The sequence below is a fragment of the Altererythrobacter sp. B11 genome, assembly GCF_003569745.1.
Lineage (GTDB): Bacteria > Pseudomonadota > Alphaproteobacteria > Sphingomonadales > Sphingomonadaceae > Croceibacterium_C.
The window spans coordinates 1,575,135-1,588,248 of record NZ_AP018498.1; the positions used below are offsets into that span (position 1 = coordinate 1,575,135).

Genomic DNA, 13,114 nt, shown 5'->3' on the forward strand with positions numbered 1-13,114 from the left:
TTCCATGAACCGACTGGCTTCCCCCGCACAGCTGCGGGCAAGTTTCATGCGCTGGGCCCTTTTTGTCGTACCGGCGGTGCTGTTGCTGGGCATTCTCTCGGGCCGCGCGGCAGGCAGTGCGGCGGGCAATCCGTGGTTCGCTGCACTGGAAAAGCCGTCCATTTACCCGCCGCCGGTCACCTTCGGCATCGTCTGGCCAATCCTCTATGTGCTGATGGGGCTGGCGCTGGCGCTGGTCTGCACCGCCTGGGGCGCGCGGCTGCGGACGCCGGCGATCCTCGCCTTCGTGGTCCAGCTGCTGCTCAACCTCGCCTGGTCGCCGATCTTCTTCGCCTGGCACCAGATTTCCAACGCGCTCTATGTGCTGCTGGCGCTGGACGTCATGCTGCTGATCACGGTGGTGCTGTTCTGGAAGGTCCGCACCGTCGCCGGGCTGATGCTGCTGCCCTATCTCGCCTGGGTGCTGTTCGCCACGCTGCTCAACTGGCAGGTGCTGCAGCTCAACCCGCAGGCGGACGGCCGCCCGGCCAGCTATGCGACGCAGCGGATCGAGCTGTAGCGCGCTTCCCCCTTGCCTTCGCCGGGGTGGAGACGCACATAGGCGCCATGCAAAGTGAAAACCCGATGATCGCCGATTTCGTCAAGCTCGCAAACGGGGTCGCGGGCACTTTCGCGGGCATGACCCGCGAAGCGCGCGACGGCGCGCGGGAACGCGTGAAGGAAGCGCTCGGCGGCCTCGATTTCGTCAGCCGCGAAGAATTCGACGCGGTGAAAGACATGGCCGCCAAGGCACGGGAAGAGAACGAGAAGCTGGCGGAGCGTATCGCCGCGCTCGAAGCCCGGCTGGGCAACTCCGCACAGTAAGCTCGTTGGGGCGGGGGGAAGCCCCTCCGCCGCCCGTTTGCTGCGTTCCAGGACCGCACTGGATTCCCGCCTGCGCGGGAATGACGAAGGTGGGGTGAGGCCTCAACCTCTCCCGCTCGTCCTGAGCCTGTCGAAGGACGCGCTCCACATTTGCGATCCCGTCGCCCCGGGCCTGACCCGGGGCCTCGCGCCGCGCTTCCAAGATGTCCTACATCCCGCCAATCCGCTACGCCGCCGGGGTTCTTTCCACCGTAGATCACAGCCAGAAACAGCGTCCGCGCACGCTTTCCCGACGGCCCAGCTTTTCCGCCAAATAACCCTGTTCCACGGCGTTCCAAGCGTTGCTGGCGTGCGACGAACCGAGTGGTCGGGGGAGGCGAGGGCAGCGCTGGATTCCCGCCTACGCGGGAATGACGAAGGTGGGGTGAGACCTCAGTCCCTCCCGCTCGTCCTGAGCCTGTCGAAGGACGCGCGCTGCCCCTTCAGTTCAGTCCTTCCGCTGCGCCCGCTTCGCTTCGGCATTGGCGTGCAATTCGCCCCACAGGCCGGCGGTGCCGGCTTCCTGCGCCTTGTTCACATATTGGGACGCCACCAGCCAGCCCTTGATCGGGCGCAGCGGCAGCAGGCAGCCGCCGATCATCAGCGGCAGCGAGGTGAACAGATGGACCCAGATCGGCGGCTCGAAGGCCACTTGCAGCCACACCACCAGGAAGATCAGCGGGAAGGCGACGATGCACAGCGAGAAGAAGGCCGGCCCGTCATCGGGGGAGGCGAAGCGGTAATCGAGCCCGCACACTTCGCAGCGGTCCACGATCTTGAGCCAGGACTTGAACATGTGCCCCTTGCCGCAGCGCGGGCAGAGCCCCTTCCAACCCGACCGCAGGATCCAGGAGAACTTCCTCTCGGGTTCTGTGCCTTCCACCATCGCAATCACCTTTCGCCGCCCATGTGGCCCCCCGGCCGGGCGGGGGCAAGGGCGTTCGTCCCATGTCCAGGAGCATGGCGGAGGGCATACAGCAAAAAGGGCCCCGCGATGTCGCGGAGCCCTCTTGGTAAGACACGCCGGGCCGGATGGCCGCGTGTCGTCTGATTATGCCGGCGATCAGTCGACCTTATCGGCCTTTTCTTCCATGGCTTCCGCCTTGGCTTCGCCGGTAGCCTCGACCGCGTCGGCCTTGTTGTCGAGCTTTTCTTCGGTGGCCTCGCTCGTCGCCTGGTCGGCCTGATTCTCGAGTGCGTCAGCCTGCTGGTCGGCGCTGTCCTCGATCTGGTCGGCCTGCTGGTTCATCGCGTCGGCCTGCTGATCCGCCGGCGTTTCCGGGCCGCACGCCGCAAGCAGGGCAAGCGCGGGAATCGCGGTAAGAATGGCAGCTTTCATGTCTCGGTTCTCCGATTTCTGTTCGGCGCGACGCAGTTACGCGCCGCCGCTCAAGGTCATGCCAGGCCCCGCCCTCATGATCCCGGGATGGATGCTGGCATGGCAGCAGGAACGGGCACTTGCGGCTCGGGTTCCTGAAAAATGGCAAAAATGCGGCCAAGCGTTTTTCGCCTCGCCGCCGCCGCTTGTGCCCCGCCGCGCGAAAGGCCACACCCGCCGCGATGCAGCTTCGCGCCCCCGCCATTTTGATCGCCGCGCGCACCCATGGCGAAACCGCGATCATCGCCCGCCTGCTGACGGAGGAGTATGGCGTGGTGGCCTGCTATGTCGCTGGCGGGCGCGGGCGGCGGCTGCGCCCGGTGGCGATTCCCGGCAATTCGGTGGAACTGCAGCTGTCCGCCCGCTCCGCCAGCCAGCTCCCCTTCGGCAAGCTGGAACTGGTGGAAAGCCGCGCCCCTTTCCTCTCCGAGCCGCTGGCCGCCGGGGCGATCGGCTGGGCCTGTGCGCTCACCGCCACGGCCCTGCCGGAACGGCAGGCGCATCCGCCGCTGTATCAGGCGCTGGATGGCTTGCTGACGGCGATCTGCCATGCCCCTTCCGCGCGCGGCTGGGCAGCGGCGCTGGTCGCCTATGAGACGCTGCTGCTGCGCGAGCTGGGCTATGGCGCCAGCCATGTGGTGGAGGGAGAACGGCCGCAGGGGGACATGCCGCAGATTCTGGCCGCGATGGACCGGCTGGCGCCCGCGCTCGATCACTACCTGCTTGCCGACCGGCGCGGCGATGTTATGGCCGCGCGCTTGCGCCTCAGGGAACTGCTTGGACGGATTGTGGGACGGATTGTGGAATGAAGATTGCATGCCTTGCCGGAGATGGAATTGGCCCCGAGATCATGGCGGAGGCGCGCCGCGTGCTGGATGCGCTGGCGCTGCCGGGGCTGGAGATCGGCGAAGCCGATGTGGGCGGGGCGGCCTATCGCAAGCACGGCCATCCGCTGCCGCCCGAAACGCTGGAGCTGGCGAAGGCGGCAGACGCGGTCCTGTTCGGCGCGGTGGGCGATCCGGGCTGCGACAATCTGGAACGGCACCTGCGGCCCGAACAGGCGATCCTGGGCCTGCGGCAGGCGCTGACGCTGTTCGCCAATCTGCGCCCCGCGCGCATGTTCCCCGGGCTGGAGGATCTGAGCGCGCTGCGGCCCGAGGTCGCCCGCGCGATCGACCTGCTGATCGTGCGCGAGCTGAACGGCGATGTCTATTTCGGCGAGAAGGCGATCCGCACGCTGGATGATGGGCGCCGCCAGGGCTTCGATTTCATGTCCTATGCGGAAGACGAGGTGCGCCGCATCGCCCATGTCGCCTTCCGCGCCGCGCAGGGCCGGGGTCGCCGCCTGTGCAGCGTGGACAAGGCCAATGTGCTGGAAACCAGCCAGCTGTGGCGCGACGTGGTGGTGGAAGTGGCTGCCGAGTATCCGGATGTCGAGCTGAGCCACATGTATGTGGACAATGCCGCCATGCAGCTGGTGCGCAATCCCGGCCAGTTCGACGTGGTGGTGACGGGCAATCTCTTCGGCGACATCCTGTCCGACCAGGCGAGCATGTGCGTGGGCTCCATCGGCCTGCTCGCCAGCGCCTCGCTGGGGGAAGAGCAGACGGCGCATGGCACCAAGGGCCTGTACGAGCCGATCCACGGCAGCGCGCCGGACATTGCCGGGCAGGGCAAGGCCAACCCGATGGCGATGATCCTGTCGCTGGCGATGATGCTGCGCCACAGCTTCGGGCGCGAGGCGGAAGCCGCGCGAGTGGAAGCTGCGGTGGCGCAGGCGCTGGCCGACGGCGTGAAGGGCGCGGACCTTGGCGGCCAGGCTGGCACGGCGGAAATCGGCGATGCGGTGCTGGCGCGGCTCTAGCGCCCGGCGTGGGGAGATTAGGGGGATGGTCATTCCTGTGCGCTATCACCCCGAGGCATGGAGATGAGCCACACCATGCTGGAACAGGCGGCGGCCGCGGCGGTGCGCCCGCTGGAGCTCGCCGTGGTGCTGCCCACGCTGAACGAACGGGGCAATATCGCGCCGATGGTGGCGCGGCTGGAGCAGGCGCTCGGCCCCACGGGCTGGGAAGCGATCTTCGTCGATGACAATTCGCGCGACGGCACCGCCGATGTGGCGCGGGAGATTTCCCGCCGCGATCCGCGCATTCGGGTGATCCAGCGGATCGGCCGGCGGGGCCTTTCCAGCGCGGCGATCGAGGGCATGTGCGCCACAGCCGCTCCCGTGGTCGCCGTGATGGACGCCGACCAGCAGCATGATCCCGCGCTGCTGCGGCCGATGCTGCAGGCGATCCAGTCCGGCGAATACGATCTCGCCTATGCCAGCCGCTTCGCGGAAGGCGCCAGCGTGGCGCAGTGGAACCGACCCGACCGGGCGCGCATGTCGGGCATCGCCAATGCGCTGGCGCGCAAGGTGACGGGGCTCGATCTCAGCGATCCGATGAGCGGCTTCTTCATGCTGCGCACCGACGTGCTGCGGCGGGATGCCGCCCGGCTTTCGGGCATCGGCTTCAAGATCCTGCTCGATATTCTCGCCACGGTGGATACGCCGATGCGGGTGAAGGAATTTCCGCTCGATTTCGCGGCGCGGGCCGAAGGAGAAAGCAAGTTGGACCGGGTCGTCGCCTTCGAATTCCTCGTCGGTCTCTACGACAAATGGCTGGGCCGAATCGTGCCCACCCGCTTCGCCCTGTTCGGCACGATCGGCGCCATGGGCGTCGTGGTGCACATGGCCGTGCTTTGGCTGTTCCTGAGCTTTTCGGGCGGCTTCGGGCATCGGACTTTCAGCGATTTCGAGATCGGCCAGACGGTCGCCGCGCTGGTGGCGATGACCTTCAACTTCGTGCTCAACAACGCGCTCACCTATGCCGACAGCCGCTTGCGCGGCCCGCTTCCGCTGCTGCGTGGCTGGGTGAAATTCGCGCTCACCTGTTCGGTGGGCCTGCTTGCCAATGTCGGTGCCGCGGCCACGCTGGTGCGCATCGGAATGCATGAATATCCCGCTGCGCTGGTCGGCATCGCCATCGGTTCGGTGTGGAACTACGCTCTTTCCAGCCGCTTCGTATGGGGCCGATTCCGCTAGCTGGATTCTGCAGGAACCCGTCCTGTCAAGTGGGCAGTGGAACTTCCTTCCCGCTCCGACCGTTGAAGCGGTCAGATGGCCGCCGCCTCCCACAATCTGCGCGCGGCCGAACAGACTGGAGAAGCGGAATGGAAATCCTTGGTATCATCGTCCTGCTGCTGGACATCTGGGCCATCGTGAACATCATCGGCAGCCCCGCCTCGCTTGCCGCGAAGGTGCTGTGGTCGCTCGGTGTGATCGTGTTCCCGGTGGTGGGTTTCGTGGTGTGGCTGCTGGCTGGCCCGCGTGGAACGCGCGCCCTCGCTTAACCCCTAACTTCTAAGCCAAACCCTCGGCCTCGGGCTCTTGGAGCCCGAGGCCGATTTGCTTAGCGCCAGCTGCTCAGCCACATCCAGCTGGTGAAGGCATGGCGGCCCGGTAGGGATGCGGCGCTGAGTATGGGCCAGAAATAGGCGAACAGCGCCGCCGCTGCCGCCAGCACCAGCAGCGGCACCCACGTCCAGCCCCGCCGCCGCAATTCGTCCAGCGCCAGCGCCAGCCCGCCCATCAGGAACAGGCTGGCCAGCGCATAGTGGTAATAGAACTGCACGTTCTTGGGCGCGATGATCCACAGGCCAAGGCTCGCCGCATAGCCCGCGAACACGCCCAGCGCGTCCCACCGCTTGCGCAGAAGCCCGGCATAGCCGCACCAGAGGATGGCCGGCAGGCCGATGATCATGGTCAGCGGATTGCCGATCATCAGCACGCCGCGCTGCGCCCCGTTGAGGTTTTCGTAGAGGAACCAGATTGGCCGGATGTTGAACACCCACTGGTACCACACGCTCATATAGGTGTGCTTCTTCAGATACTGCTCCTGCATGGAGAGCATCTTGCGGTGCAATTCCAGCAGGCCGTGCAGGTCGGGCGTGATGCTGCCCTTCTCGTAAAACACGAAGGGCCAGTAACAGGCAGCGTAGGTGACCAGCGGCACCAGCCCGAGCCAGAGCGCAGCCTCCGGCAGTGTCATCCCCCCGATCGGCGCGCCGCGGCGGGTGGCGAGGAAGCCCCAGCCGGCTGCCCGCACCCGGAAGACCAGGAAGGAAAGCCCCGGCAGTAGCGCCATCGGGACCGCGTTCCACTTGCTGGCCATGGCGCAGCCCAGCGCCACGCCGCAGATCGCCAGCCGCCAGCGCGCCGTCTCATGTTCCCGCAGGGCCCCGGCCCACATCCACATGGCGAGCATCGAAAAGCCCAGCATGAAAATATCGAGCATGGCGATGCGCGAAAGCACCAGCAGCGGGAAAGCGGTGAGGATCAGCACGCCGCCTGCAAGAGTCGCGAAGCGGGAGAGGCTGGCGAACCACAGCGCGCGCATGGCGGCAAAGATCGCCAGGGTGCCGAAGATCGCCGGCGTGATCCGCCATCCCAGCGCGCGATCGCCGAAGATCTCCATGCCCAGCGCGATCATCTGCTTGCCGAGCGGCGGATGTTCGACATTCATCGCCTTGGACAGCGCCATCACGGCGCGCGCGGCGGGCAGGTAATGCACTTCGTCGAAGAAGAAGCGGGTGGGGATCGTCAGCCGGATCGACACCAGCACCACGAAAACCAATGTGATGATCGCCGTCCAGCCGATCGGATCGCGGGCATGCTGGGGCGGCTGGGTCATCTGGCGCGCCAATAGTCGTGGCGCGGATCGGTGGCAAGCGGCCATGGCGGCTGACGTTGCGCGCCATTGCCTCTCGCCTGCGCGGCTCCTAAACGCGGCGGCACCATGAAGAACACCACCGGAACCGACCGTTCGATCACCGCCGCCTGGCGCCCGCAGACCCGCGCCGTGCGCGGCGGAACCTGGCGCAGCGAGCAGGGGGAGACGAGCGAGGCGCTCTTCCTCACCAGCGGCTATACCTACGATACAGCGCAGACCGTGGCAGATCGCTTCGCAGGCGAGGCGGAAGGCATGGTCTATTCGCGCATGCAGAACCCGACCACGGCGATGCTGGAGGAACGAATCGCCCTGATGGAAGGGGCGGAGGCATGCCGCGTTCAGGCGACCGGCATGGCGGCGATGACTTGCGCACTGCTCTGCCAGCTGTCCGCCGGGGACCACATCGTGGCCGGACGCGCAGCCTTCGGGTCATGCCGCTGGATCGTCGACAACCTGCTGCCGCGGTTCGGCATCGAGAAGACGATCGTCGACGCGCGCGATAATGCCGCCTGGGAGGCGGCGATCCGGCCTAATACGAAGGTGTTCTTCTTCGAAACCCCCGCCAACCCCACGATGGACGTGGTGGACATGGCGTATGTCTGCGGCCTCGCCCGCGCACACGGCATTACCACCGTGGTGGACAACGCCTTCGCCACCGCCGTGCTGCAGCGGCCGATGGAATTCGGTGCCGATGTGGTCGCCTATTCCGCCACCAAGCTGATGGACGGGCAGGGCCGCGTGTTGGCCGGTGCACTGTGCGCCTCGCAGGAATGGATCGAGGAGCGGCTGATGCCGTTCCAGCGCAACACCGGCCCGATCCTCGCCCCGTTCAACGCCTGGGTGGTGCTGAAATCGCTGGAGACGCTGGAACTGCGGGCGAACCGCCAGTCCGACAATGCGATGCAGGTGGCCAAGTTCCTCGAGGGGCGCGTCCCGCAGATGCTCTATCCCGGCCTGCCGAGCCATCCGCAGCACGAGCTGTGCATGAAGCAGATGAGCGCCGCCGGCCCGATCTTCTCCTTCGTGCTCGACGGGCGGGAGCAGGCGATGGCGCTGCTCGATGCGCTGGAGCTGATCGACATCTCCAACAACATCGGTGACAGCCGTTCGCTGATGACCCATCCGGCCACCACCACCCATCACAACATGGGGCCGGAAGGTCGCGCCGAGGCCGGCGTGGCGGAAGGCATGCTGCGGCTCAATGTGGGGCTGGAGGATCCGCTCGACCTGATCGAGGATCTCGACCGGGCGCTGCAGCGCATCGGGCTTTGAAAAGGGGCGGGCCGCGGACAGGCTCGCATCTTTTTCCTGTGATGCTATAGCGATAGCGTTTCCGCCACCGGGAAAGGGTGCCGCTTGATCGAAATCCGCGACATCTACGCTGCGCTGGTCGAATCTTCCGAAGATGCGATCGTGTCAAAGGACACGGACGGGATCGTGCATTCGTGGAATCCCGCGGCGGAGCTTCTGTTCGGCTATTCCGCGGAAGAGATGATCGGCGAGTCGATCCGCAAGCTCCTTCCGGCTGACCGGCAGGACGAGGAGGATCGCATCCTCTCCCGCATCCGCGCCGGCGACAAGGTGGGCCAGTTCTTCACCAAGCGGCGCCACAAATCCGGCCACCTGATCGACGTATCGGTCACCGTATCGCCCGTGCGCGATCCCAGCGGCGCGATCGTGGGCGCCAGCAAGATCGCCCGCGATGCCGGGCCGGTGCTGGAAGGCCAGCGCCGCCTGCGCGAGAGCGAGGAACGCTTCCGCATGCTGGCCGACAACATCAACCAGTTCGCCTGGATCGCCCGGCCCGATGGCTACATCACCTGGTATAACCAGCGCTGGTACGATTACACCGGCACCACGCTGGACCAGGTTCAGGGCTCCGGCTGGCGGTGCGTCCACCACCCCGATCATGTGGACCGGGTGGAACAGCACTTCATGGATAGCCTGGCGGAGGGCACCGAGTGGGAGGACACCTTCCCGCTGCGCAGCGCCGAGGGCGAATATCGCTGGTTCCTCTCCCGCGCCATGCCGATCCGCAACGATCGCGGCGAAGTGGTCAGCTGGTTCGGCACCAACACCGACATTACCGAGCAGCGCGAACAGGCCGAGCAGATCCGCCTGCTGCTGATGGAAGTGAACCACCGGTCCAAGAACATGCTGTCCACCGTGCAGGCGCTGGCCCGGCGCACCGCGCGGCATGACACGGATTTCATCGCCCGCTTCGAAGATCGCGTGCGCAGCCTGGCGGTGAACCAGGACATTCTGGTTCGGCGGGACTGGCGCGAAGTGCCGGTGGAAGAGCTGGTGCGGCTGCAATTGCACTTCATCGATATCGCTTCGGGCGCCGTTTCCATCGCCGGCCCGCCGCTGGCGCTGATACCCCGGGCGGCGGAGGTGATCGGCATGGCGCTGCACGAACTCGCCACCAACTCGCTCAAATACGGAGCCCTGTCGGCCGGCGGGCGGGTGGAGATCGGCTGGCGCGATCCTTCCGAGGCGGGCAGCTTTTCCATCTGGTGGCATGAAAGCGGCGGCCCGCCGGTGGCGAAGCCGGAGCGGACCGGATTCGGCACCACGCTGATCGCCGATGTGCCGCGCCACAATCTCGGCGCCGAGGTGGAGCTGGACTATGCCCCGGGCGGTGTGCGCTGGTGCGTGCGCTGCGATCCCGCCGTGGTGGCTGGCCACACCCCCGCACCCGGTGCCGCCCCCAGCGCCTGAGGAGGGCGCCGCCGGCCATTTCGGCAATTCACCGCAAGCCCCTTGCCGCGCGGGGGGAAGCCGTTACGCTGGACCCCATCATGCAGGACGTCCTCGCCAGCCTGTTCCAGCACACTGCCCTCACCGCCGGCGTGACGGTACGCGTGGCCGTGAACTTCATGCCCGATCAGTCGCGCGTGGATGCCGGCCGGTGGTTCTGGGTCTATCACATCCGCATCGAGAACCATCGCGAAGACACGGTGCAATTGCGCAGCCGCCATTGGCGGATCACGGATTCGCGCGGCATGGTGAACATCGTCGACGGCGAAGGCGTGGTGGGCGAAAGCCCGGTGCTGGCGCCGGGGCAGACGCATGATTACGTTTCGGGCTGCGAGCTGATGACCAATCACGGCACGATGGAAGGCCATTACACCTTCGCCCGCGCCGATGGCACGCTGTTCGAAGTGGCGATTCCCTTCTTCCCCCTCGCAGCCCCCGCTCCCACCGTCGGGTGATTTCGTTGCGCGCCGGCGTGCGCGCTCGTCCTCGACAGGCTCAGGACGAGCTGGTTGGGGCACGAGGTCACCCTGTTTCGTCATTCCCGCGCGGGCGCGAATCCATGGCTGCGCGCGCCTGAGTTGGCGCTTTGCGCGCCACTCGGTTCGTCGCACACCAGCAACGCTTGGAACGCCGTGGAACAGGGTTCATTGGCGGAAAAGCTGGGCCGGCAAGCGGGCGGGCTTCTGGTTGTTTTGCACGGTGGAAAGAGCAGTGGCGGTGTAGTGGGCCGGCGGGGTGTAGGACATGGCCGAGCGTGCGGGCCAGGCACGGGCGCGCGTCCTTCGACAGGCTCAGGACGAGCGGGTTTCGGGACTCGACAACTCATTAGCTCGTCATTCCCGCGAAGGCGGGAATCCAGTCCGCCTCAGCCGCAGCGCTCGCTGGATTCCCGCCTGCGCGGGAATGACGAATTACAAGGGCGGCTTGCCCAAAACACCCCCCGCTCGTCCCGAGCCTGTCGAAGGACGCGCGCTGTGGCCCCCGCCCGAACCTACCCCGCCAGCTTCACGAAGCTGTCGATCACCCGCTTGGTGCCGGCCTGTTCGAAGTCGATCTCCAGCTTGTTGCCTTCCTGCGCGGTGACGGTGCCGTAGCCGAACTTGTCGTGGAACACGCGCGCGCCGAGGGCGATGTCGCTGCGGGGCTTGGCGGCGAAGCTGGCGGCGCTGCGGCCGGGTTCCTTCAGCCGCTTGGGCGCGGCGTCATAGCCGGTGGTGAGCGCCCGCTGCCAGCCGGGGCCACGCGCCTGCGAGCGGGCGGGGCGGCTAGTGCTGACATGGGCGAAGGGGTCTTCCTGCTCGCTCCAGTTCGCGCGCCATAGCGAGGCACCGCCGGTCATGGAGCTTTCGCTCTCAATATGCTCGGCCGGCAGCTCCTCGATGAAGCGCGAGGGGATCGAGCTGGTCCACTGCCCGTAGATGCGCCGGTTGGCGGCATGCAGGATGGTGCAGCGCCGCCGCGCGCGGGTGATCGCCACATAGGCGAGGCGCCGTTCTTCCTCCAGGCTGGCGAGGCCGCCTTCGTCCAGCGAGCGCTGGCTGGGGAACACGCCTTCCTCCCAACCGGGCAGGAACACATGGTCGAATTCCAGCCCCTTGGCGGCGTGGATGGTCATGATGGTGACCTTTTCCACATCGTCCGCCGCGTCATTGTCCATCACCAGGCTGACGTGTTCGAGGAAATCGCCCAGCGTTTCATAGTCTTCCATCGCGCGGGCGAGTTCGACGAGGTTATCCGCCCGCCCGGCGCTTTCGGTGGAGCGATCGGCCTTGAGCATGGCGTCATAGCCGGTTTCCTCCAGCACCCGGCGCAGCAGCTCCGACGGGGTCACCTGATCGGCCATTTCGCGCCAGCGCAGGAAATCGGCCATCAGCGCGCCGATCGTGCCGCGCGCGCGGGCGGGCAGTTCGTCGCTATCGGCCAGTTCCAGCGCCGCGGCGGCGAGGGGGATGCCGCGTGCGCGGGCGTGTTGGTGCATTTTTTCCAGCGCCTTGGCGCCGAGGCCGCGCTTGGGCTGGTTGTGGATGCGTTCGAAAGCGAGATCGTCCTGCGGCTGGGCGATCACGCGCAGATAGGCCAGCGCATCGCGGATTTCCGCCCGTTCGTAGAAGCGGAAGCCGCCGACGATGCGATAGTTGAGGCCGATCTGGATGAAGCGGTCTTCGAATTCGCGCGTCTGATATTGCGCGCGCACCAGGATCGCCACCTGTTCCAGCGGGGCGCCTTCACGTTCGAGCCGCTCGATCTCCTCGCCCACGCGGCGGGCTTCCTCGGGCGCATCCCAGATACCGATCACGCGGACCTTCTGCCCGGCGGGCAGTTCGGTCCACAGCGTCTTGCCCAGCCGCTCGCTATTGGCGGCGATCAGGCCCGATGCGGCGGCGAGGATCTGCGGGGTGGAACGATAATTCTGTTCCAGCCGGATCACCTTGGCACCGGGGAAATCCTTCTCGAACCGCAGGATATTGGCCACTTCCGCGCCGCGCCAGGAATAGATCGACTGATCGTCATCCCCCACCACGCAGATATTTTTCCGTTCCTGCGCCAGCAGCCGCAGCCACAGATACTGCACGGCGTTGGTGTCCTGATATTCGTCCACCATCACATAGCGGAAGCGCTGCTGATACTGCTCCAGCACGCTGCGTTCCGTGCGGAAGATGTTGAGCATATGCAGCAGCAGATCGCCGAAATCGCAGGCGTTCAGCGCCTTCAGCCGTTCCTGATACAGCCGGTACATCTCCTGCCCGCGGCCATTGGCATAGCTTTCGTTTTCCAGCGCATCGAGATCGGGGGGATTGAGCCCGCGATTCTTCCACCGGTCGATCAGCCCCGCCAGCTGCCGTGCAGGCCAGCGCTTCTCGTCCAGATCGCTTTCCGCGATCAGCTGCTTGAGCAGGCGCAGCTGATCATCGGTGTCGATGATGGTGTAATTGCTTTCCAACCCCACCAGCTCCGCATGGCGGCGCAGCATGCGCGCGCAGATCGAATGGAAGGTGCCCAGCCAGGGCATGCCCTCCACCGCATCGCCGATCAGCTGCCCCACACGGTGGCGCATTTCGCGCGCGGCCTTGTTGGTGAAGGTGACGCACAGGATTTCGCTCGGCCAGGCGCGGCGCGAGCGGATCAGATGGGCAAGCCGGGCAGTGAGCGCCGCCGTCTTCCCCGTGCCTGCGCCAGCAAGCATCAGCACCGGGCCTTCGGTGGTCAGCACCGCATCCTTCTGCGGTGGATTGAGGCCGTCCAGCCATTGCGGGGCGTCCGGGGCAGACGCGGGGGAGGGGTACTCGTTCACCCGTGAACA

13 protein-coding genes are annotated in these 13,114 nt (G+C 66.4%); 9 read left to right on the forward strand and 4 right to left on the reverse strand.

Annotation, left to right across the window (positions count from 1 at the left end):
- Positions 1 to 4: 4 nt before the first annotated feature.
- Both AEB_RS07550 and AEB_RS07555 read left to right on the forward strand, forming a co-directional pair.
- Positions 5 to 559 (forward strand): TspO/MBR family protein, encoded by a 555-nt coding sequence (locus AEB_RS07550; RefSeq protein WP_119084528.1) that lies wholly within the window; start codon positions 5 to 7, stop codon positions 557 to 559.
- A 47-nt stretch (positions 560 to 606) separates the two neighbouring features.
- Positions 607 to 864, forward strand: coding sequence for an accessory factor UbiK family protein (locus AEB_RS07555; RefSeq protein ID WP_119082633.1), 258 nt, complete (start codon positions 607 to 609; stop codon positions 862 to 864).
- Between the two features lie 487 nt (positions 865 to 1,351).
- On the opposite strand, the gene AEB_RS07560 is transcribed toward AEB_RS07555, so the two are convergent.
- Both AEB_RS07560 and AEB_RS07565 read right to left on the reverse strand, forming a co-directional pair.
- Positions 1,352 to 1,789: a DUF983 domain-containing protein gene (locus AEB_RS07560; RefSeq protein ID WP_119082634.1), complete on the reverse strand. Its 438-nt coding sequence runs from the start codon at positions 1,787 to 1,789 to the stop codon at positions 1,352 to 1,354.
- 177 nt (positions 1,790 to 1,966) lie between these two features.
- Entirely contained in the window at positions 1,967 to 2,242 is a 276-nt protein-coding gene (locus AEB_RS07565; RefSeq protein ID WP_119082635.1) for a hypothetical protein, read from the reverse strand.
- A gap of 221 nt (positions 2,243 to 2,463) precedes the next feature.
- Here AEB_RS07565 and recO point away from each other — a divergent pair, with 221 nt between their 5' ends.
- From recO to AEB_RS07585, 4 genes are all read left to right on the forward strand, one after another.
- Positions 2,464 to 3,090 (forward strand): DNA repair protein RecO, encoded by a 627-nt coding sequence (recO, locus tag AEB_RS07570; protein ID WP_119084529.1) that lies wholly within the window; start codon positions 2,464 to 2,466, stop codon positions 3,088 to 3,090.
- A complete protein-coding gene (gene leuB, locus AEB_RS07575) occupies positions 3,087 to 4,145 on the forward strand; it encodes a 3-isopropylmalate dehydrogenase (protein ID WP_119082636.1) in 1,059 nt (352 codons plus the stop codon). The genes recO and leuB overlap by 4 nt, the downstream gene beginning before the upstream one ends.
- Positions 4,146 to 4,208: 63 nt before the next feature.
- Positions 4,209 to 5,366, forward strand: coding sequence for a glycosyltransferase (locus tag AEB_RS07580; RefSeq protein WP_442858053.1), 1,158 nt, complete (start codon positions 4,209 to 4,211; stop codon positions 5,364 to 5,366).
- A 128-nt stretch (positions 5,367 to 5,494) separates the two neighbouring features.
- Positions 5,495 to 5,674 carry a PLDc N-terminal domain-containing protein gene (locus AEB_RS07585; protein WP_119082638.1) on the forward strand — a complete coding sequence of 60 codons (180 nt, stop codon included), beginning with the start codon at positions 5,495 to 5,497 and terminating at the stop codon, positions 5,672 to 5,674.
- Between the two features lie 59 nt (positions 5,675 to 5,733).
- On the opposite strand, the gene AEB_RS07590 is transcribed toward AEB_RS07585, so the two are convergent.
- Complete coding sequence (locus AEB_RS07590; protein ID WP_119082639.1) at positions 5,734 to 7,014, reverse strand: phospholipid carrier-dependent glycosyltransferase; 1,281 nt, start codon at positions 7,012 to 7,014, stop codon at positions 5,734 to 5,736.
- 105 nt (positions 7,015 to 7,119) lie between these two features.
- On the opposite strand from AEB_RS07590, the gene metZ reads away from it, so the two are divergent.
- From metZ to apaG, 3 genes are all read left to right on the forward strand, one after another.
- A complete protein-coding gene (gene metZ / locus AEB_RS07595) occupies positions 7,120 to 8,325 on the forward strand; it encodes an O-succinylhomoserine sulfhydrylase (RefSeq protein ID WP_119082640.1) in 1,206 nt (401 codons plus the stop codon).
- A gap of 84 nt (positions 8,326 to 8,409) precedes the next feature.
- On the forward strand, positions 8,410 to 9,774 hold the full coding sequence (locus AEB_RS07600; RefSeq protein ID WP_231958957.1) for a PAS domain S-box protein: 1,365 nt from the start codon (positions 8,410 to 8,412) through the stop codon (positions 9,772 to 9,774).
- An 80-nt stretch (positions 9,775 to 9,854) separates the two neighbouring features.
- The gene (gene apaG, locus AEB_RS07605) at positions 9,855 to 10,268 is read left to right on the forward strand and encodes a Co2+/Mg2+ efflux protein ApaG (protein WP_119082641.1); all 414 of its coding nucleotides are present in this window, start codon (positions 9,855 to 9,857) and stop codon (positions 10,266 to 10,268) included.
- A gap of 536 nt (positions 10,269 to 10,804) precedes the next feature.
- On the opposite strand, the gene AEB_RS07615 is transcribed toward apaG, so the two are convergent.
- Positions 10,805 to 13,105 (reverse strand): ATP-dependent helicase, encoded by a 2,301-nt coding sequence (locus AEB_RS07615; RefSeq protein ID WP_119082643.1) that lies wholly within the window; start codon positions 13,103 to 13,105, stop codon positions 10,805 to 10,807.
- Between the last annotated feature and the right edge of the window lie 9 nt (positions 13,106 to 13,114).

What these genes read in the sequence shown, in the direction of transcription:
- AEB_RS07550 (WP_119084528.1), top strand. Translation starts at nt 5, where the DNA reads ATGAACCGACTGGCTTCCCCCGCACAGCTGCGGGCAAGTTTCATGCGC.
- AEB_RS07555 (WP_119082633.1), top strand. Translation starts at nt 607, where the DNA reads ATGCAAAGTGAAAACCCGATGATCGCCGATTTCGTCAAGCTCGCAAAC.
- AEB_RS07560 (WP_119082634.1), bottom strand. Translation starts at nt 1,789, where the DNA reads ATGGTGGAAGGCACAGAACCCGAGAGGAAGTTCTCCTGGATCCTGCGG.
- AEB_RS07565 (WP_119082635.1), bottom strand. Translation starts at nt 2,242, where the DNA reads ATGAAAGCTGCCATTCTTACCGCGATTCCCGCGCTTGCCCTGCTTGCG.
- recO (WP_119084529.1), top strand. Translation starts at nt 2,464, where the DNA reads ATGCAGCTTCGCGCCCCCGCCATTTTGATCGCCGCGCGCACCCATGGC.
- leuB (WP_119082636.1), top strand. Translation starts at nt 3,087, where the DNA reads ATGAAGATTGCATGCCTTGCCGGAGATGGAATTGGCCCCGAGATCATG.
- AEB_RS07580 (WP_442858053.1), top strand. Translation starts at nt 4,209, where the DNA reads ATGAGCCACACCATGCTGGAACAGGCGGCGGCCGCGGCGGTGCGCCCG.
- AEB_RS07585 (WP_119082638.1), top strand. Translation starts at nt 5,495, where the DNA reads ATGGAAATCCTTGGTATCATCGTCCTGCTGCTGGACATCTGGGCCATC.
- AEB_RS07590 (WP_119082639.1), bottom strand. Translation starts at nt 7,014, where the DNA reads ATGACCCAGCCGCCCCAGCATGCCCGCGATCCGATCGGCTGGACGGCG.
- metZ (WP_119082640.1), top strand. Translation starts at nt 7,120, where the DNA reads ATGAAGAACACCACCGGAACCGACCGTTCGATCACCGCCGCCTGGCGC.
- apaG (WP_119082641.1), top strand. Translation starts at nt 9,855, where the DNA reads ATGCAGGACGTCCTCGCCAGCCTGTTCCAGCACACTGCCCTCACCGCC.